Origin of the sequence: Bacillus sp. MMSF_3353, assembly GCF_030733445.1 — a bacterium.
Lineage (GTDB): Bacteria > Bacillota > Bacilli > Bacillales > Bacillaceae_G > Bacillus_A > Bacillus_A wiedmannii.
In genome coordinates, this window is record NZ_JASHJA010000028.1 from 1 (window position 1) to 19,484 (window position 19,484).

Here is a 19,484-nt window from a genome sequence, read left to right on the forward strand (position 1 = left end):
TTCCGCAGTAGCTCAGTGGTAGAGCTATCGGCTGTTAACCGATCGGTCGTAGGTTCGAGTCCTACCTGCGGAGCCATGGCCCGTTGGTCAAGTGGTTAAGACACCGCCCTTTCACGGCGGTAACACGGGTTCGAATCCCGTACGGGTCATAAAAAAAAGAGTCAGCATATTGCTGACTCTTTTTTTATTTTGTGGAATCCTCCTTTATCAACTGATTTTCCTGAAATAAATAAAGGGATTTAGGAAAAGCTATGGTATGTATAAAAAGGAGGAGACAAAAATGACACGAGTGAGAGACTTTATGAGTACTGATGTTGTACATTGTACACCGCTAGACAATGTATATGAGGCTGCTGTAAAGATGAAAGAAGAATCGATTGGATTGATTCCGGTTGTTGAAAATGAGCAAGTTGTTGGTCTTGTTACGGATCGAGATTTAGTTGTTCGAGGGATTGCTGAGAAACATCCTGGATCTAATAAAATTACAAATGTAATGACAACAAACATTGTTTCAGTTTCTCCAGATGAACCTATTGAAAAGGCTACAGAGTTAATGGCACAGTATCAAATTAGACGATTGCCAGTAGTTGAGAGTGGTCAACTCGTTGGGATGTTAGCACTAGGAGATTTAGCTATAAAAGAATCGGCAGATGATCAAGCGGGATTTGCTTTAAGTGAAATATCAGAGCATACGGAATGAAGTGAGACTTTAATTAGTGGAATAAGTTACGTATAAAAATCAGATACATTATTCTAGTATATATGGTTAAGCTAATATGTTAGCATGATGTATCTGAGCCATTATATAATAAGTATACAGTTAGTAATTTCAACAGTTTATTTAAATTTGTCATTCCTAATTTTAAATAAGAGAAAAAATGATATACTGATAGATATAAGTATTATGATAGATTTCGAATATAACAATATTTATTGTTAATGATGTAATAATGGATTAATATTTCCTATGTAGACAAAAGGGAAGGGGAATTATATGAGGGCTATACAGCGCGATCCAAATTGGAATTTGGTTACAGATACATATATAGAACCAAATAATTTCGCTGAATTATTTTCTTTACTTGTACCTTGTCATCCGAAAGGTGAAGGGAAAGAAAGAACTATATTAGTGTGGAAAGAAAAAGAATTTTATAAAGAAGAAAATTTAGCGGCATTTATCGTATATGGAATGGATAAAGCAAAAAATTTACCACAGTTTCATAAAGATGAAATTCCAACTTTATTACGTATTCTTCGTTTATGCCAAGAGATTGGCTGGTATGAAGAAGCAAATACTTTTATGGTAACTCAAGGCCTAGCTGAGTTTGTTCACACTTCATTGGAATATGAAACGTGGGATCTTTTGACACAAGCGGTTGCTTTAAACTATTTAATTATTAAATATCGTATTGGTGAATTAACTGATGAGGATGTAGCAATTTGGGATAGAGTTAAATTTAATGAGAAATGTATAACGGACTGTAAACATTTATTATCCCATAAAGAAGTATTAGAATTTACATTCTTTTATATGTGTAAGAGAGCTAAATCTCTATCAAAAGAGCAATTAAATAGTGATATGATGAGTCTAGCAATGTATTGTAATACTTTTGTATATGACTTATATACACATGACTTATTACGAAAATATCGTAAGTGTACAGACTTCCTATCATACTATGGACCTAGTCAAGCGGTGTTAGCTTGTCAAAGAGCTGTACTTTCTCAAATTTCAGATCGATTAGACCCACTCAAGACTACTCATGTAGATGATTATTTATATGTAATGAAAGATATGATGGAGCACATGACGATAGGAATAATGGATCGATATGATCATTTCATCGGAAAACTATTATCATATGTGCCATTTTTCGAAATGATTCAAGTTCCACAACATGCGTATTATTGTGAAGAATTATTGTATATTTGTAAGGGCATTGAATATAAAGAAGAAATATTACGCAATTATATATTTATACAATTACATGATTGTTTACCATCATTCTTTAAACTATTTCTTAAAAATAAGCGTTATGCAACAATTCATGATATTCTGTTCTATTGGTGTGATGATGAACAAAGAATGAGCTTAGAGAAAAAATATAATCTTAGCTTTATTTATGAAAAATATGCTTGCGGATAAAGAGCATTTTCTATATAAATTAAAAAGGATCTCAAGTTTATGTGAGATCCTTTTTTTATTAGTAAAGCAAGGAGAACGCAATTAAGACGAGAAATAACATTCCATAAAGGAGAAATTGTGCCGTATTACTTCCTTGTATACCAAAAAAAGTATTTATTTTTGTGTATAAATTCAATATATATTTTATCGGATTATCTTTGAAAGATCGGTACACAGTGTCTCCTCTTTCTAAGCTTCTTGTTCGTGTTTTTTGGTATTAGGGACATGAATGTATCTAGCTATGAATAATAAAACAGCCATAAAGAATACAGGAAATACGGTAGATAAATAAAAACCATTACTAATAATATTTGTTATTAGGGCACTTAATAGAAAGAGGGCATTATATATATGAGCAATTTTTTGTTTTAGTTGTACTTGAAAGGATTCCATCATAATTTCTAAAGTAACAAAAGCAATGATAATAGATAAAAATACAGTGTTTGTATTGTAAATGATTAAACAACAGATTAAACCTAAAAAGGCGAAGTATTCAATTAAGAGAGGTATATTGATATTGCGTTGCATACAATTTACCTAACTAAATATGGCAGTGGGTTTACTGCATTTGTTTTTTCAAAATTCCATTCTCCATTGTGTAATTCAAAATGAAGATGTTGCCCGTATGAATGACCTGTGTTTCCCATATGACCTACTAATTGTCCAGCTTGTACTTGATCACCAGCTTGTACAGTGCGATCTTTCATGTGTGCATAGACTGTTGTATATAATTTCCCGTTTATTTGATGGGCGATGAACACAACATTGCCATAGCTAGCTGAATAATATGATTTCACAACTTTACCTGCAGCTGCCGCCTGGATTGAGACATTACCTTGAGCCGCAATATCTATACCATAATGCATTTGTTCCCAACGTATATCAAAGGTTGAGCTAATTCTTCCTTGAGTAGGGAATTTGAAAACTGCTGGAATGGAAGTAGGTTGAGCCGTTTGAGCTTGTGATTGCATTTGATTTTGCACCACATAATGTTTTGCCACGTATCCGTATCCTGTGCCAAAACGAATTTTATACCAAGTTCCTACAGTTTCCACTACTTGTATATGTGTACCATTTTGTAATGAACCAAGTAGTGCACCACTTGTACTAGCGTTGCCACGTACATTAAGTTTAGGTGTTGCAACTGTGTATTTCGTATTAGTTTGAACTGTGATGCCTTTTACTAAAGGCTGTGAACCATTAGATACGAATGCTTTTTGTACGTAACCTGTTTTGCCATTATGTAAAATTTTATACCACTCGCCTTGTTCTTCTTGAATGGTAACGAATTTCCCATTTGGTAATACATCTAAAATTGAAGATTCTAAATTAGGTTCAGAACGAACGTTTAATGCATTGGCATTAACGATGTATTGATTATTAGATTGAAGTTTGTTTTTTAGTAGAATAGCATCTTTTTGTACGTAACCTACTTTATTATTAACAGATACTTTATACCAGCCATTAGTTGTTTCAAGTATGTTTACCTTCGTATTAAAGCGAATTGTATCAATTGATGAGCTATTTGCGTTATCTTTTGTATGTAAGGCTACTTGATCGACTTTGACATATCCAGTTTTCACATTAGATAATTGTTCAGCGTTGGCTGTTTGTACATTTGTTTCTCCCATAGAAGGAAGTAAAGAGGCAATTGCGACAGTAGTTGCTGTTAAAGCAGTAGCTTTCATATTCATATAATAGAGACCTCCTCTAGTTGTATAGTTGTAATTTTATTATAGTATAAAGATATAATATAGTGGGTGTATTCACATAAATGTAATATGAAATCAATATAAAAATAAATTTTTTGAGGATAATGATTCCTTTTTATCCAATTAATTAGGATAATAATTTCTAAGATAGAATATAAGTATTATATAGTTTTGTTATTTTGTTGACAATTGGGAAAATTAAAACAGTTGATGATGTCTTATTACGATGTTATACTGACAGTGTTAATTTCATAGTTTGCTAGGAGAGCTGGTGTTGCCAGCTGAGAGTAGGCCGTAAGCCTTTGATCCTTTTCATTACCTGATCTAGATTATGCTAGCGTAGGGAAGCAATTCGGACACTAATAATGAGTCCCCGTTTCTTTGCGTATAGAAACGGGGCTTTTTTGTTTGAAAATTTCATATTGAAACCACTAGGGGTGCTTGTTGTGCTGAGAGAGGAATAATCCTTAACCCTTACAGACCTGATCTAGGTAATACTAGCGAAGGGAAGTGGAACAACGAATAAATTATAATTTTATTTGCTGTAACCACTTCTTATTTAGAAGTGGTTTTTTATTTAGATATATAAATTGAAAGGGGATAGAGAAATGAAATTTTGCGATAGATTATTAGAAACTGTACAACCAGTTTGGGAGATGAGTCATAATCACCCGTTTGTAGTAGGTATGGGAGATGGCACGTTAGAAAAAGATAAGTTTCAGTATTATATTATTCAAGATTATTTATATTTGTTAGATTATGCAAAGCTATATGCGATTGGTGTTGTAAAAGCAACGAATCCACAAGTAATGGGGAAATTTGCTGAACAAATTGATGGCATATTAAATGGAGAAATGACGATCCATAAACAATATGCAAAAAGACTTGGTATTTCTATAGAGGAGATAGAATCTGCAAAACCATCTGCTAAAAATTTAGCCTATACAAATTACATGATGTCTGTATCTCAAAATGGCACACTTGCGGAATTAATAGCAGCACTTCTTCCATGTATGTGGAGTTACTGGGAAATTGGAAAGCGTTTAAACGATATTCCTGGAGCAAGAGATCATGAGTTCTTTGGTGAGTGGATTCAAGGATATAGTTCAGAAGAATACGGTAGCCTTTGTATTTGGTTAATAGATTTATTAAATGAAATGGCAGTTGGAAAGTCTGACAAAGAGTTAGATCGATTAGAGGAGATATTTCTATATTCCAGTCGATTTGAATATTTATTCTGGGATATGTCCTATCGTAAGGAGATGTGGGGATTTGAGGAGCAAGAACATACTACAGTTTCATAATGTTTCTTTTCATTATGATGAGAAAACAATCATCAATGAATTAAATGCTTCTATACAAGATAAAGAGTTTGTAAGTATTATCGGACCGAGTGGATGCGGGAAAAGTACTTTATTTCGCCTTATTACAGGTTTAGAAGAGGTGAGTACTGGACAGATAGAGCTGACAGAAACAAAGAGCCATCCTGTAGGCTATATGCCCCAAAAAGATATGCTCCTGCCATGGAGAACGATTATTGAGAATGCTGCCCTGCCGCTAGAGTGCCAAGGTGTACAGAAGAAAGAAGCGCAAATAAAGGCAAAGGAACTGTTACATAAATTTGGTTTACAAGGGTATGAGACAAAATATCCGAAAGATTTATCTGGTGGTATGAGGCAACGCGTATCTTTCATTCGAACTTTATTAACAGGCGGGGAGATATTGTTGTTAGATGAACCGTTTAGCGCGTTGGACGCTTTAACGAAGGCATCTTTGCAAGAATGGCTGTTTGAACAATGGAAAGAGTGGGAAAAAACAATTTTATTTATCACTCATGATGTGGAAGAAGCGTTGTTTCTTTCTAATCGAATTTTAGTAGTAGAACAGCAACCGATAACTACTTTAACCGAGAGGGTTGTACCACTTGATTGTAATCGAACAAGAAAAGATTTATATAAGCCTGAAGTGTTAGCGCTTAAAGATGAGCTTCTTAGTATGTTACAAAGGCAGGTACTCGTATGATGAACCGGTTGAAGGAGCTATTACCTGCCCTTACACTTACTAGTATTTTACTTGCCTTTTGGGAAGTAGGCGCAAGAATCGTAGACGAAATGTACATTTTACCGTCACCGTCTGCAATTGTGATGAAGATATGGAAACTAAAAGATATATTATTTACGGTTCATTTGCCGGCAACCTTATCCGTCGTTTTAATAGGGGTGGCTATTTCTATCGTACTTGGGGTAGGGCTAGCGATGTTAATGAATGCGAGTAATTGGATGGAGAGAGCATTTTATCCACTATTAGTTGCCTCACAAACGATTCCGATTACAGCGCTTGCTCCGCTCTTCGTTTTATGGTTTGGATATACGATTTGGAGTAAGGTTGTTGTTACTGTTTTAATTACGTTTTTCCCAATTGCGGTCAATACGTATGATGGACTACGCAGTACGAAAAAAGAATGGGAGGAGCTATTAGTTACGTATGGGGCAACGAAAAAAGATGTTTTTCTTAAATTAAAATTGCCGTCTGCTCTTCCTTATTTTTTCTCAGCTTTAAAAATTGCAGTTCCGCTTAGTGTAATTGGGGCAGCAATTGGTGAATGGCTCGGTGCACAAGCTGGGCTAGGGTATTTCAGTAAAAGAATGATGACGCAGTTAGACGGCGCAGGTGTATTTGCACCCATTGTATTGTTATCATTATTAGCTATTTTCTTCGTCATACTTATTTCGATTTTAGAAAAGAAATTTATTAGTTGGAGGAAGCATGCATGAAATTTTTAAAACGCATCTTTGTGTTGACATTATTAGTTGCAATGATTACTGGATGTTCTAGTAATTCAGCGTCAGATAAGGGGAAAAAGGAAAAAGAAATAACGGTCATGCTTGATTGGTACCCAAATGCGGTACATAGCTTTATTTATGCAGCAATTGAAAAAGGCTATTTTAAAGAAGAAGGAGTAAAGGTGAATATAAAATTCCCTTCTAATCCGACTGATCCATTAACTTTAGCAGCTGCAGGAAAAGTAACGGTTGGCTTATATTATCAGCCAGATGTTGTCATGGCAAAAGCAAATGAACAAATTCCAGTGAAATCAATTGGAGCTGTCGTACGTTCACCATTAAATCATGTTGTATCGCTGAAATCAGCAGGCATTCAATCGCCAAAAGATTTAGAGGGGAAAACAGTTGGCTATTCTGGAACACCTTTAAGTGAGATGTATTTAAAAACGATGGTAAAAGAAGCTGGTGGTAATCCAGATACAGTGAAAGTAGTCGATGTTGGCTTTGATTTAGTACCGGCATTAATTACGAAAAAAGTGGATGCGGTAACAGGGGCATACATTAACCATGAAGTACCTGTTATGCGTCATGAAGGTCATGAACCAGCGTACTTTAACCCAGCAGATTACGGTGTACCGAATTACCATGAGCTTGTATTTGTAACAGGTGATAAAACGTTGAAAAAAGATAAAGAAGCGTTACAAGCCTTCTTACGTGGTACGAAAAAAGGCTATGATTTCATGAAGAAAAATCCAGATGAAGCATTAAATATTTTATTAAACCATCAAGAAAAAGAAAACTTCCCGCTTGTACCAGAAGTTGAAAAAGAGAGCATGAAAATTTTATTAGAGAAGATGGAAACGAAAGATGAGCCATTCTTATCGGATTCAAAAGAGTCATGGGAGAAACAAAATAAATGGCTGAAAGATAAAGGAATGACGAAAAAAATCGTTCCGGCCGATGAGTTATTCGAAAATATTTTAAAGTAGGCGAATGAATATGAAAAATGAGCTTCATGTAATCTCAAATGGTCACATGTCATTCGAAGAGTTAGTGAATGTAGCGATGCAAATTGAAAGTGAGGTTGACTATTTGCATATTCGTGAGCGTGAGAAAAGTACGAAGGATTTGTATGAAGGTGTGGAAAGTCTTTTGAAGAAAGGCTTTCCGGCATCAAAAATAGTGATAAATGATCGAATTGATATCGCTATTTTATTAAACATTCCACGCGTGCAGCTCGGATATCGAAGCGCAAATGTAAGGTCAGTGAAAGAAAAGTTTTCTTATTTGCATGTCGGCTATTCTGTACATTCTTTAGAAGAGGCGATCGATGCATTTAAGAATGGAGCGGATTCACTCGTCTATGGTCATGTATTTCCGACAGATTGTAAAAAAGGTGTACCAGCGAGAGGGCTTGAAGAGCTTTCAGACATTGCAAAGTGTTTATCCATACCGATTACAGCAATTGGAGGAATCACCACGGAAAACACTAGGGATGTTCTTGCTAACGGTGTCAGTGGTATTGCTGTTATGTCTGGGATTATAAGTAGTAGTAACCCGTATAGCAAAGCGAAATCTTATAAGGAATCAATAAGAAAGTGGGCGGAAAAACATGTGTAAGAAGTATGATGTAGCAATAATTGGCGGTGGTGTAATTGGTAGTTCAGTTGCACACTTTCTAGCAGAAAGAGGGCATAAAGTAGCGATTATAGAGAAGCAAAGAATCGCATCTGAAGCTTCGAAAGCAGCTGCTGGTTTACTCGGGGTTCAGGCAGAATGGGATGCATATGACCCGTTATTTGAACTTGCTAGAGAAAGCCGTGCTATATTTCCACAACTTGCAGCAGTTTTACGTGAAAAAACAGGCATCGATATTGGGTATGAAGAGAAAGGCATTTATCGCATTGCCCAAAATGAAGATGAGAAGGTAAGAATTCTTCACATTATGGATTGGCAGCAGAAAACAGGTGAAGATTCTTATTTTCTAACGGGAGACCTTTTACGAGAGAAAGAGCCGTTTCTATCGGAGTCAATTATAGGTGCTGTATATTATCCAAAAGACGGTCATGTTATTGCACCGGAGCTTACGAAAGCATTCGCACATTCCGCATCATTCTCGGGTGCTGATATATATGAACAGACAGAAGTGTTCGATATTCGTATTGAAAATAATAAAGTGACTGGGATTGTTACAAGCGAAGGTATTATCGCGTGCGAGAAGGTTGTGATTGCGGGTGGTTCATGGAGCACGAAGTTACTAGGTTATTTTCACCGCGAATGGGGTACATATCCAGTTAAAGGAGAAGTAGTAGCGGTAAGAAGTAGAAAACCACTTTTAAAGGCGCCTATTTTCCAAGAAAGATTTTACATTGCCCCAAAGCGTGGTGGACGTTACGTAATTGGAGCAACGATGAAGCCTCATACGTTTAATAAAACAGTGCAACCAGAAAGTATTACTTCTATATTAGAGCGTGCTTATACAATATTGCCAGCTTTAAAAGAAGCAGAGTGGGAAAGCACATGGGCAGGATTAAGGCCACAATCAAATCACGAAGCTCCTTATATGGGAGAGCATGAAGAAATAAAAGGTTTATATGCTTGTACTGGACATTATCGAAATGGCATTTTATTAAGCCCGGTTTCTGGTCAGTATATAGCTGATTTAATAGAAGGAAAGCAGGAGAATCATTTGCTAGATTCATTGCTTTCTAAACCGGTTTAGAAAGGGGATGGAAGTTTGAATTTAAAAATTAATGGTAATCAAATGAAAGTGCCAGAGAGTGTAAAAACAGTAGCTGAGCTACTTACACATTTAGAATTAGATAACAGAATTGTAGTAGTAGAGCGTAATAAAGATATTTTACAAAAAGATGATCATGCAGATACATCTGTTTTTGATGGAGACCAAATTGAGATTGTAACTTTCGTAGGAGGCGGTTGATTATGTTAAACATTGGACCATTTTCATTTCATTCTAGACTTTTATTAGGAACAGGAAAATTCCCTGATTTTGATGTACAGCAAAAGGCAATCGATGTATCTGAGGCTGAGGTTTTAACGTTCGCAGTACGTCGTATGGATATATTTGATGCAAAGCAGCCTAATTTATTAGAGAAACTTGATGTGAAAAAATATAAGTTATTACCGAATACAGCTGGAGCAAAAAATGCTGAAGAAGCTGTTCGTATTGCAAAACTAGCAAAAGCTTCGGGGCTTTGCGATATGATTAAAGTGGAAGTTATTGGTGATGATAGAACGTTATTACCTGATCCAGTAGAAACGTTAAAGGCATCTGAAATGTTACTAGAAGAAGGATTTATCGTTCTTCCGTATACATCTGATGATGTTGTATTAGCACGTAAATTACAAGAACTAGGTGTGCATGCAATTATGCCAGGAGCATCACCAATCGGTTCAGGACTTGGTATTGTAAATCCGTTAAATTTAAGCTTCATTATTGAACAAGCGACAGTACCAGTTATCGTTGACGCTGGTATTGGTAGCCCAGCCGATGCGGCATTTGCGATGGAATTAGGAGCGGATGGTGTGTTATTAAATACTGCTGTATCGGGAGCAAAAGATCCAATAAAAATGGCACAAGCAATGAAGTTAAGTATTGAAGCAGGACGATTAGGATTTGAAGCAGGTCGTATTGCACGTAAACGTTGTGCAACAGCAAGTAGTCCTTTAGAAGGAATGAGCGTAGTTGAATAATCGATATTCTCGCCAAGAATTATTTTCTCCAATTGGAGAAGAGGGGCAACGAAAGATAAGAGAAAAGCATGTACTCATTATCGGTGCAGGTGCATTAGGTAGTGCAAATGCAGAGATGTTTGTAAGAGCAGGTGTTGGCACAGTAACGATTGTTGACCGAGATTATGTCGATTGGAGTAATTTACAAAGGCAACAATTGTACGCAGAGAGTGATGTAGAAAATAATCTTCCGAAGGCTGTAGCGGCAAAAAAACGTCTAGCAGAGATCAATCGTGAAGTAAGAGTAGAGGCTCTCGTTCAAGATGTAACAGCTGAGGAATTAGAAGAGCTTGTTACAAACGTAGATGTAATGATTGATGCAACTGATAATTTCGAAACACGTTTTATTGTGAATGATATAGCGCAAAAACATTCTATTCCATGGATTTACGGAGCATGTGTAGGGAGTTACGGCCTTTCTTACACAATTCTTCCTAGTAAAACGCCATGTTTATCTTGTTTATTACAATCGATTCCGCTTGGCGGGGCGACATGTGATACAGCGGGCATTATATCACCTGCTGTATCTCTCGTCGTTTCTCATCAAGTAACGGAAGCTCTTAAATTGTTAGTGGAAGATTATGAATCACTTCGAGATGGACTTGTGTCGTTTGATGTGTGGAAGAATGAATATTCATGTATGAATGTGCAAAAGCTTCGTAAGCATAATTGTCTTTCGTGCGGAGAGAATGCGATATACCCGTATTTAAATAAAGAAAACACATCGAAAACAGCAGTTTTATGCGGGAGAAATACAGTTCAAATTAGACCACCTCATAAAGAGGAAATGGATTTTGAACGATACAAAGAGCTGCTGAATGATCGTGTGCATGATTTAAATGTAAATCCATATTTATTATCATTTTCTGTGGAAGAAAAGAGATTAGTTGCTTTTAAAGATGGTCGTGTACTTGTACATGGAACGAAAGATATAAGCGAAGCAAAAACAATTTATCATCGCTATTTTGGATAGAAAAGGATGAGTGGGATGAAAGTAAATAAAGCTTTAACAATTGCAGGATCTGATAGTGGCGGCGGTGCCGGCATTCAAGCAGATTTAAAAACATTCCAAGAGCTTGGTGTGTATGGGATGACGGCTATTACGGCAATTACTGCTCAAAACACGCTTGGCGTTCAAGGGGTATATCCAGTTTCGTTAGAAGGTATTACGGAACAGTTGAATTCAATTGGTACGGATTTAACACCAGATGCTGTGAAACTAGGAATGTTATTTAGCAGTGAAATTATTCAAATTGTAGCAGAACATATTAATAAATTTGGCTGGAATAATATTGTACTAGATCCTGTTATGATTGCTAAGGGCGGTGCATCATTATTACAACAAGAAGCAGTACAAGCATTAAAAGAATATTTATTACCAGTAGCAACTGTTGTAACACCGAATGTTCCTGAAGCAGAAGTGTTAACTGGAATGGAGATTCATAATATTGAAGATAGTAAGGAAGCTGCGAAAGTACTGCATGAATTGGGTGCAAAATATGTGCTTATGAAGGGCGGACATGCAGAGTATCAAGGTAATGAAGTAGTTGATTTACTCTTTAATGGTGAGCAGTTTATCGAATTTAAAAGTGAAAGAATTCCTTCAAAGCAAACGCATGGAAGCGGGTGTACATTTGCTTCAGCGGTTACAGCAGGGCTTGCTAAAGGATACTCAATTGAAGAGGCAGTTCAAGAAGCAAAACAATTTATTAGTATAGCAATTGAAGAGCCGCTGCATATTGGAAGTGGTCATGGACCGACGAATCATTTTGCATATAAAGTGAATAAAACGCGTGTATAAGTAAGTGGAAAGTCAGTTTTGTAACTGGCTTTTTTTCTGTTTACTTTTTCCAAATACAGGAGTAATATATCAGCCAGAATATATTTTTTGTAATACGCTGAGTCCAATTATATGGAGCGGAGGAACCAATTTGTGCAGTGTCACTAGGGGTGAATCTTTCAGTTTTGAAAGTAGGGCTACTCTCAAAGTCCGAATCCGACAGCTAACTTCGTAAGCGTCTTGAGAGAGGACGGTGCCATGATGGATACATCACTTCATCGATCTGATTAGTATAGGGGAATATCAATCTATGTTTGAGTTCTTTTATGCTAAGGAGGATGAGGTATATGGAATTAACACTTATTTGTGTTGGGGAAGAAAGCAAGGTAAATAGTTTAAGAGATTTAGTAGCATTTCAACATGAGTTAATTATTTTTACAGCAAATGAAGAGATAGCTGCTGAAGTTAGGAATTGTGGGTTTGATTGGACTTATAGCTGTAGTAAGGCACAAGATTTTACTAGTATTTGTGAGTGTATTAAGAAGGTGATTTTACTAGGGGATGAGCTTCCAATCATTAGTTTCTTCACAGAACACATTCGCTTTTCTTTTCAAGCACCTATTACTGTTGTTACAAAGAATAAACGATATCCAACGAGGCTCTATGAAACAATTGGAGCTACATTTGTCGTGTTTACGAATTGTGATAATATTTCTTTTTTATTTTTTGAATAGGGCGGGGGAAAAAGATGAAGGTGTTGTTACTAGGAGATATAGCGAATCGTTGGGCGGTATCAGTAGAACGAGTTCAAGAATTGGTGGTGCTTGATCCCATTTTTCCGAGGCCCTATATCATATTGCCATCGAAAGATGCTTTATATTTAAAAACAGATGTTATCGAATATGAGCAGCTACATGCAGAATTGTCACAAGTTTATATTCGTGGGAGAAATTTGCGCGCGTTTTTGCGTGGAGAATAAATAGTGAAAAAAAAGAGCGAATGCTAAGTGCAACAAGCTATGCACTTCATGTCATTCGCTCTTTTTGTTTCGTATTTAAAAGATCATTTCTGTGAAAAAGAAAGAAAAGACGAGAAAACAGATGAAATAATATTAATAACACTCAATGTAAGCGTTTAAATAGATGGATATTTTCTTATTTTAAGTAATTTGACTCTTTACAAGTTAAATATAGAGGAGTATATTTACTCTCATAAATCATTCATAAAATTTCCAAAAAAAACCTAAAATCGCTGAGTTCCAGAAATGGAGCGGGGGAACCAATTTTGTGCATCGTCACTTGGGGTGAATCTTTCAGTTTTGAAAGTAGGGCTACTCTTTAGGCCCGAATCCGACAGCTAACCTCGTAAGCGTTTAGAGAGGAGGTTTACTTTGTGTTGTTCATTTCGAACACTAAGTAGAGCTTAGTGTTCTTTTTTTAATAATTTAATGGTAAATTTTTACAGTGGGGAGAGGGGTAGCTATGTTAGATGTTGTAATGATCGGGATTTTTGTTGTGTTAGTCGCATCGATGGTAAGTCTTGCAAGTTGGTCAGATAAAGTTGTGAAAGAAGGGAAGCAATCATGACGGTTGCCTTATCGGTTATTGTTGCAGCAATTACTGTGTACTTAGTGTATGCATTATTAAATCCAGAAAAGTTTTAATTAGGGGGAATCATTCATTATGATTTGGGTCGCAGTTGTTATTACAATGCTGTTGTTTATTCTTGTGGCAAAGCCAATGGGGATTTATTTAGAGAAAGCCTTTCAAGGTAGTAAAAAGTTAGATAAAGTATTCGGGCCTTTTGAAAAACTTATTTTTAAAATTACGGGTGTAAAAGAATACAATCAAACGTGGAAACAGTACGCATTGTCATTAGTTTTATTAAATGGATTTATGATTGTTGTCGTATATTTCATTTTCAGACTACAAGGAGTATTGCCATTAAATCCAGCGCATATTGAAGGGATGGAGCCTACGCTTGCTTTTAATACAGCAATTAGTTTTATGGCTGATACAAACTTACAGCATTATAGCGGTGAAAATGGTTTATCTTATTTATCACAATTAATCGGAATTACATTTTTAATGTTTGCAGCACCAGCAACGACTTTAGCACTTGTAATGGCGTTTATAAGAGGGCTTGCTGGGAAGGAACTCGGTAACTTTTTCGTTGATTTTACGAGAGCTTTAACGAGAGTATTTCTTCCTATTGCGTTTGTTGCAGCGCTAATCTTTGTCGCACTTGGTGTACCACAAACGTTAGACGGGGCAGTTACAGCACAAACAATTGATGGGGCAAAGCAAAGTATATTACGTGGGCCTGTTGCATCATTCGTGTCCATTAAGGAACTCGGAAATAACGGCGGTGGATTTTTCGGAGCAAACTCTACACATCCTTTCGAAAATCCAGGGCAAATGAGTAATATTTTACAAATGATGCTTATGATGTTATTGCCAACAGCACTTCCATTTACGTACGGACGAATGGTAGGAAATAAAAAACAAGGTCGTATCCTTTTCGTATCACTATTCATGGTGTTTTTACTAGGATTTATAACGATTACTACATCTGAATTACATGGGAATCCAGCGTTAAATGGAATGGGCATCGAACATGTACAAGGGAGTACAGAAGGAAAAGAAGTACGATTTGGAACAGTATTTTCTTCCCTATACGCAACAGTGACGACAGCTGCTGAAACAGGAGCCGTTAATACGATGCATGATACGTTAACACCAATTGGCGGGTTAGTACCACTCGTAAATATGATGTTAAACACAGTGTACGGCGGCGTTGGGGCAGGTTTTGTGAACATTATTATGTATGCGATTATCGCAGTCTTTATATCTGGATTGATGGTTGGACGGACACCAGAGTTTTTAGGTAAGAAAATTGAAGGTAAGGAAATGAAATTAATTGCGGTAACGATACTATTTCATCCACTGCTTATTTTAGGGTTTTCAGCATTAGCTCTTTCAACAAGTTTAGGAACGGATGCCATTTCTCATTCTGGTTTCCACGGTTTAACGCAAGTGGTATATGAATACACATCGTCAGCTGCGAATAACGGATCTGGATTTGAAGGGTTAGCGGATAATACACCGTTTTGGAATATTACAACTGGCTTAGTTATGTTTTTAGGGCGCTATTTCAGTTTAATTACGATGCTAGCTGTTGCAGCTTCATTGAAAGAAAAGACGGTAGTACCAGAAACAGTCGGAACGTTCCGTACGGATAATAGTTTATTTGGCGGCATTTTCATCGGAACAATTGTAATTGTCGGTGCATTAACATTCTTCCCGATGTTAGTACTCGGCCCAATTGCAGAATTTCTTACATTGAAGTAATGGAGGGTAAATGATGAGACCGGTAGTAGTAAAAGAAAAGAGAGTAAATGAGTCACAAATACATGCTGTAGAAGATGAAGTTAGACAAGCGAAAACGATGGATCGTGATATCGTGAAACATGCGATGAAACAATCCTTTGCGAAATTGAATCCGAAAGTCATGATAAAGAATCCGATTATGTTTGTTGTAGAAATTGGATTTATCATTACGTTCATTTTATCGTTTCTTCCAAGTCGTTCTAGTAGTGTACCAGGATGGTTTAATATAACAGTTTCTCTCATTCTATTATTTACAGTTTTATTTGCTAACTTTGCAGAAGCGTTAGCGGAAGGACGGGGGAAAGCTCAAGCCGATTCTTTAAAACAGTCGAAGAAAGATGTGTTTGCAAATGTTGTAAAAGAAAATGGAGACATTGTTCAAGTTTCAGCAACTGATCTAAGAAAAGATGATGTTGTTATTGTAAAACAAGGAGAAATGATTCCGAGTGATGGGGAAGTAATTAAAGGATTAGCGTCTGTTGATGAATCTGCGATTACAGGGGAATCAGCTCCTGTAATAAAAGAAGCGGGCGGCGATTTTTGTTCCGTAACAGGCGGGACGATGGTCGTCAGTGATGAGATTACAATTGTCATTACGAGTAATCCTGGTGAATCATTTATTGATAAAATGATTTCGTTAGTAGAAAGAGCTGCTCGTCAAAAAACGCCGAATGAGATTGCTTTAAATACAGTATTAACAAGTTTAACGCTTATTTTCTTAATTGTTGTTGTGACGTTGCCGATTTTTACAAACTATTTAGGGTTTCAAATTGATACAGCTGTACTTGTAGCGTTGTTAGTTTGTTTAATTCCAACGACAATTGGTGGTTTATTATCAGCAATTGGTATTGCCGGGATGGATCGCGTGACAAAGTTCAATGTGTTAGCGATGTCGGGTAAAGCAGTAGAAGCTGCGGGTGATATTAATACAATCATTTTAGATAAAACAGGTACGATTACTTTCGGGAACCGAATGGCTCATACATTGCTTCCTGTAGGAAATGAAACGATTGAGCAAGTAGGAAAATGGGCTGCGATTAGTTCAGTTTTAGATGAAACACCAGAAGGTCGATCAGTTATAGAATATGTAAAAATGAAATCTATATCATATAATCGAGAAATTGCAGAACAAGGTGAGTTTGTTCCGTTTAAAGCAGAAACGAGAATGAGTGGTGTCGATTTACAGGACGGAACGAAAGTGAGAAAAGGTGCTGTAGGTAGCGTAATTGAATGGGTTAGGTCACAAGGTGGAACGATTCCGAAAGATGTAAATCAAAAAGCAGATTCCATTTCCAAAGAGGGCGGGACACCACTTGTAGTTGCAGTGGATAATCGTATTTACGGTTTAATTTATTTAAAGGATACAGTAAAGCCAGGTATGCGTGAGCGTTTTGAGCAATTGCGCCAAATGGGGATTAAAACGGTTATGTGTACAGGTGATAACCCGTTAACAGCAGCAACGATTGCAAAAGAAGCAGGGGTAGATGAGTTTGTTGCTGAGTGTAAGCCAGAAGATAAAATTGCGGTTATTAAAGCAGAGCAAGATAAAGGGAAACTTGTAGCGATGACGGGTGATGGTACAAATGATGCGCCGGCATTAGCGCAGGCTGACGTTGGATTAGCGATGAATAGTGGTACGACAGCTGCGAAAGAAGCAGCGAATATGATTGATTTAGATTCGAACCCGACAAAAATTATTGAGGTTGTAGGGATTGGTAAGCAATTGTTAATGACGCGTGGTGCGTTAACGACGTTTAGTATTGCGAATGATATCGCAAAATATTTTGCAATCATTCCAGCAATGTTTACACTTGCGATTCCGCAAATGGAAGCATTAAACATTATGAAACTAACATCACCACTGTCAGCGATTTTATCAGCATTAATATTTAATGCAGTTATTATTCCATTACTCATTCCATTAGCGATGAAAGGTATCGCATATAAACCGATGAGTTCGAATGCACTACTTAGCCGAAACCTACTTATTTATGGACTTGGCGGGGTTATTGTACCGTTCATTGGAATTAAAGTAATTGATATAATTGTCGGCTTGTTCATATAAGGGAGAGGGGAAAAAGATGGTGAAGAAACAAAGTATACTATCACCGATTGTCCGTATTACTTTTACATTTTTAGTGTTGTGCGGCCTTGTATACCCGCTTATTGTAACTGGTATTGCACAAGCGGTAATGAAGGATAATGCGGATGGAAGTCTAATATATAATGATAAAAATGAAGTGATTGGTTCTAAATTAATCGGTCAAAATTTCACAGATCCACGTTATTTTCATGGGCGTGTTTCTAGTATTGAATATAAGGCAGAAGCATCTGGTTCAAATAACTATGCACCGTCTAATCCAGATTTAGAGAAACGAGTAGAGAAAAGTATTGAAGAGTGGAAGAAACAAAATCGGGCTGTTCCGGTAACAGAAGTGCCGATTGATCTAGTGACGAATTCAGGTTCAGGGCTAGATCCTGATATTAGTCCGCAGGCAGCTTCTGTGCAGGTGGATCGTATCTCTAAATTAACGAATATTCCGAAAGAAAAGCTAAATCAGTTGATTAAAAATCAAACAGAAGGTGCTGCACTTGGCTTATTTGGAGAGAACCGCGTAAACGTTTTAAAGTTAAATTTAGAATTGCAGAAACTACTGAAATAGTAACAGTGCTACCTCAATCTAACGGATTGAGGTAGTGTTGTTTCGAAAGAAAGGTTGTGAGTGTGTTGTATGCGGATGACTATAAACCAACGTTTCAAAGGCGAACACCAGAAGAGTATTTAGAATATATTCGTCAGCAAAACCGCGGGAAGTTAAAGCTATACGTAGGAGCGGCTCCAGGAGTAGGGAAAAGTTATAAAATGCTACTTGATGCTAGAGAGATGAAAAAGGACGGTATGGATATTGTAATTGGTTTAATTGAAACGCATGGAAGAAAAGAGACAGAAGACGCAATTGCTGATTTAGAAAAGGTTCCTTTAAAAGAAATAGATTATAAAGAGAAAGTGTTTTATGAACTCGATGTAGAAGGAATTATAAAACGTGCACCACAAGTAGTTGTTGTGGATGAACTTGCGCATAGTAATATTTCTGGATCTAAAAATAAGAAACGTTATATGGATGTACAGGAATTGCTAGACGCTGGTATATCCGTATTATCAGCGTTTAATATTCAACATTTAGAAAGCGTACATGACATTGTAGCTCAAATTACGAATGTTAAAGTGCGAGAACGTATTCCAGATTTTATTTTACAAAAAGCAAATGAAATTCAGCTCGTTGATGCAACCCCAGAAGTATTAAGGAAGAGATTAATAGACGGGAAGATATATAAGGAAGAAAAAATAGAGCAAAGCTTACAAAATTTCTTCACGCTTAATAATTTAGGGGCACTAAGAGAATTATCACTTCGGGAAGTTGCCGATGATATGGACGAGAAAATTAGCCAAACCGTTATAGAACCGATTGGTGTGAAAGAAAAAATTCTCGTTTGTGTACAATACAGTTCAACAGCAGAGAAGTTAATACGAAGAGGTTGGCGCATGGCGGATCGGTTAAATGCTGAATTGTATGTATTAAATGTTGAAAGGGAAAATATAGAGTCCCTTTCAGCAGGGAAAAAGCAAACGATTGAAGAGTGGAAGTTGCTAACGAATCAATTTGATGCGAGTTTTGTTTTAGAAGAGGCAAAAGGAAGAAAGCCAGCGGATGTTATTATTGAAGTCGCGAAAAGGCTACAAGTAACGCAAATTTTACTCGGACAATCAGCAAGAACAAGATGGGAAGAAATTCGAAAAGGTTCAATTGTAAATGAAATTATGAGGCAAACGAAGTATATTGATATTCATATTGTTGCGGATCAAAGAGTTTAGAATAGAGA

The 19,484-nt window shown here is 36.6% G+C and carries 22 protein-coding genes, 2 tRNA genes and 4 riboswitches; of the genes, 22 read left to right on the forward strand and 2 right to left on the reverse strand.

The window, feature by feature from the left end; translation table 11 throughout:
• The first annotated feature begins 1 nt into the window (after position 1).
• From RBB48_RS26865 to RBB48_RS26880, 4 genes are all read left to right on the forward strand, one after another.
• A tRNA-Asn gene (locus RBB48_RS26865) sits at positions 2 to 76 on the forward strand.
• Position 77: 1 nt separating this feature from the next.
• Positions 78 to 149, forward strand: a tRNA-Glu gene (locus RBB48_RS26870).
• A gap of 131 nt (positions 150 to 280) precedes the next feature.
• Positions 281 to 700, forward strand: coding sequence for a CBS domain-containing protein (locus RBB48_RS26875; RefSeq protein ID WP_087985846.1), 420 nt, complete (start codon positions 281 to 283; stop codon positions 698 to 700).
• Positions 701 to 994: 294 nt separating this feature from the next.
• Entirely contained in the window at positions 995 to 2,146 is a 1,152-nt protein-coding gene (locus RBB48_RS26880) for a DUF3965 domain-containing protein (RefSeq protein WP_088061960.1), read from the forward strand.
• 228 nt (positions 2,147 to 2,374) lie between these two features.
• Here RBB48_RS26880 and RBB48_RS26885 read toward each other — a convergent pair whose 3' ends face one another.
• Both RBB48_RS26885 and RBB48_RS26890 read right to left on the reverse strand, forming a co-directional pair.
• Entirely contained in the window at positions 2,375 to 2,713 is a 339-nt protein-coding gene (locus RBB48_RS26885; protein ID WP_306008380.1) for a hypothetical protein, read from the reverse strand.
• 5 nt (positions 2,714 to 2,718) lie between these two features.
• Positions 2,719 to 3,879 carry an SH3 domain-containing protein gene (locus RBB48_RS26890; RefSeq protein ID WP_097890217.1) on the reverse strand — a complete coding sequence of 387 codons (1,161 nt, stop codon included), beginning with the start codon at positions 3,877 to 3,879 and terminating at the stop codon, positions 2,719 to 2,721.
• Positions 3,880 to 4,148: 269 nt separating this feature from the next.
• A riboswitch (TPP riboswitch) is annotated at positions 4,149 to 4,260 on the forward strand.
• A gap of 60 nt (positions 4,261 to 4,320) precedes the next feature.
• Positions 4,321 to 4,423: riboswitch (TPP riboswitch) on the forward strand.
• An 82-nt stretch (positions 4,424 to 4,505) separates the two neighbouring features.
• Between RBB48_RS26890 and tenA the strand changes: the two genes are divergently transcribed.
• From tenA to kdpDN, 18 genes are all read left to right on the forward strand, one after another.
• Positions 4,506 to 5,201 carry a thiaminase II gene (gene tenA / locus RBB48_RS26895; RefSeq protein WP_000666832.1) on the forward strand — a complete coding sequence of 232 codons (696 nt, stop codon included), beginning with the start codon at positions 4,506 to 4,508 and terminating at the stop codon, positions 5,199 to 5,201.
• The gene (locus RBB48_RS26900; protein WP_088608403.1) at positions 5,170 to 5,919 is read left to right on the forward strand and encodes an ABC transporter ATP-binding protein; all 750 of its coding nucleotides are present in this window, start codon (positions 5,170 to 5,172) and stop codon (positions 5,917 to 5,919) included. Before tenA ends, RBB48_RS26900 begins: the two co-directional genes overlap by 32 nt.
• On the forward strand, positions 5,919 to 6,671 hold the full coding sequence (locus RBB48_RS26905; protein WP_097890218.1) for an ABC transporter permease: 753 nt from the start codon (positions 5,919 to 5,921) through the stop codon (positions 6,669 to 6,671). The genes RBB48_RS26900 and RBB48_RS26905 overlap by 1 nt, the downstream gene beginning before the upstream one ends.
• Positions 6,668 to 7,669: an ABC transporter substrate-binding protein gene (locus tag RBB48_RS26910; RefSeq protein ID WP_088608404.1), complete on the forward strand. Its 1,002-nt coding sequence runs from the start codon at positions 6,668 to 6,670 to the stop codon at positions 7,667 to 7,669. Before RBB48_RS26905 ends, RBB48_RS26910 begins: the two co-directional genes overlap by 4 nt.
• 10 nt (positions 7,670 to 7,679) lie before the next feature.
• Complete coding sequence (gene tenI / locus RBB48_RS26915; protein WP_000787186.1) at positions 7,680 to 8,300, forward strand: thiazole tautomerase TenI; 621 nt, start codon at positions 7,680 to 7,682, stop codon at positions 8,298 to 8,300.
• Positions 8,293 to 9,402: a glycine oxidase ThiO gene (thiO, locus tag RBB48_RS26920; RefSeq protein ID WP_097890216.1), complete on the forward strand. Its 1,110-nt coding sequence runs from the start codon at positions 8,293 to 8,295 to the stop codon at positions 9,400 to 9,402. Before tenI ends, thiO begins: the two co-directional genes overlap by 8 nt.
• 15 nt (positions 9,403 to 9,417) lie before the next feature.
• The gene (gene thiS, locus RBB48_RS26925; RefSeq protein ID WP_001049513.1) at positions 9,418 to 9,621 is read left to right on the forward strand and encodes a sulfur carrier protein ThiS; all 204 of its coding nucleotides are present in this window, start codon (positions 9,418 to 9,420) and stop codon (positions 9,619 to 9,621) included.
• Positions 9,622 to 9,623: 2 nt separating this feature from the next.
• A complete protein-coding gene (gene thiG, locus RBB48_RS26930; RefSeq protein WP_000931990.1) occupies positions 9,624 to 10,394 on the forward strand; it encodes a thiazole synthase in 771 nt (256 codons plus the stop codon).
• On the forward strand, positions 10,387 to 11,406 hold the full coding sequence (gene thiF, locus RBB48_RS26935) for a thiazole biosynthesis adenylyltransferase ThiF (protein WP_001065458.1): 1,020 nt from the start codon (positions 10,387 to 10,389) through the stop codon (positions 11,404 to 11,406). Before thiG ends, thiF begins: the two co-directional genes overlap by 8 nt.
• Positions 11,407 to 11,412: 6 nt before the next feature.
• The gene (thiD, locus tag RBB48_RS26940; RefSeq protein WP_002006945.1) at positions 11,413 to 12,234 is read left to right on the forward strand and encodes a bifunctional hydroxymethylpyrimidine kinase/phosphomethylpyrimidine kinase; all 822 of its coding nucleotides are present in this window, start codon (positions 11,413 to 11,415) and stop codon (positions 12,232 to 12,234) included.
• An 85-nt stretch (positions 12,235 to 12,319) separates the two neighbouring features.
• Positions 12,320 to 12,467, forward strand: a riboswitch (cyclic di-AMP (ydaO/yuaA leader).
• Between the two features lie 93 nt (positions 12,468 to 12,560).
• A complete protein-coding gene (locus RBB48_RS26945; protein WP_000424084.1) occupies positions 12,561 to 12,947 on the forward strand; it encodes a hypothetical protein in 387 nt (128 codons plus the stop codon).
• A 14-nt stretch (positions 12,948 to 12,961) separates the two neighbouring features.
• Positions 12,962 to 13,192, forward strand: a complete 231-nt coding sequence (locus RBB48_RS26950) for a hypothetical protein (RefSeq protein ID WP_000866315.1) — start codon at positions 12,962 to 12,964, stop codon at positions 13,190 to 13,192.
• Between the two features lie 260 nt (positions 13,193 to 13,452).
• Positions 13,453 to 13,598: riboswitch (cyclic di-AMP (ydaO/yuaA leader) on the forward strand.
• A 96-nt stretch (positions 13,599 to 13,694) separates the two neighbouring features.
• Positions 13,695 to 13,799, forward strand: a complete 105-nt coding sequence (locus RBB48_RS26955; protein WP_000887892.1) for a SipW-dependent-type signal peptide-containing protein — start codon at positions 13,695 to 13,697, stop codon at positions 13,797 to 13,799.
• Positions 13,796 to 13,876, forward strand: a complete 81-nt coding sequence (gene kdpF / locus RBB48_RS26960) for a K(+)-transporting ATPase subunit F (RefSeq protein WP_000214976.1) — start codon at positions 13,796 to 13,798, stop codon at positions 13,874 to 13,876. The genes RBB48_RS26955 and kdpF overlap by 4 nt, the downstream gene beginning before the upstream one ends.
• Positions 13,877 to 13,895: 19 nt before the next feature.
• Positions 13,896 to 15,563: a potassium-transporting ATPase subunit KdpA gene (gene kdpA / locus RBB48_RS26965; protein WP_088061982.1), complete on the forward strand. Its 1,668-nt coding sequence runs from the start codon at positions 13,896 to 13,898 to the stop codon at positions 15,561 to 15,563.
• 13 nt (positions 15,564 to 15,576) lie between these two features.
• On the forward strand, positions 15,577 to 17,667 hold the full coding sequence (kdpB, locus tag RBB48_RS26970) for a potassium-transporting ATPase subunit KdpB (protein ID WP_306008381.1): 2,091 nt from the start codon (positions 15,577 to 15,579) through the stop codon (positions 17,665 to 17,667).
• A gap of 16 nt (positions 17,668 to 17,683) precedes the next feature.
• A complete protein-coding gene (gene kdpC, locus RBB48_RS26975; RefSeq protein ID WP_088608406.1) occupies positions 17,684 to 18,265 on the forward strand; it encodes a K(+)-transporting ATPase subunit C in 582 nt (193 codons plus the stop codon).
• Positions 18,266 to 18,321: 56 nt separating this feature from the next.
• Positions 18,322 to 19,476: a KdpD-like non-kinase potassium sensor gene (kdpDN, locus tag RBB48_RS26980; RefSeq protein WP_106383084.1), complete on the forward strand. Its 1,155-nt coding sequence runs from the start codon at positions 18,322 to 18,324 to the stop codon at positions 19,474 to 19,476.
• Positions 19,477 to 19,484 lie beyond the last annotated feature (8 nt).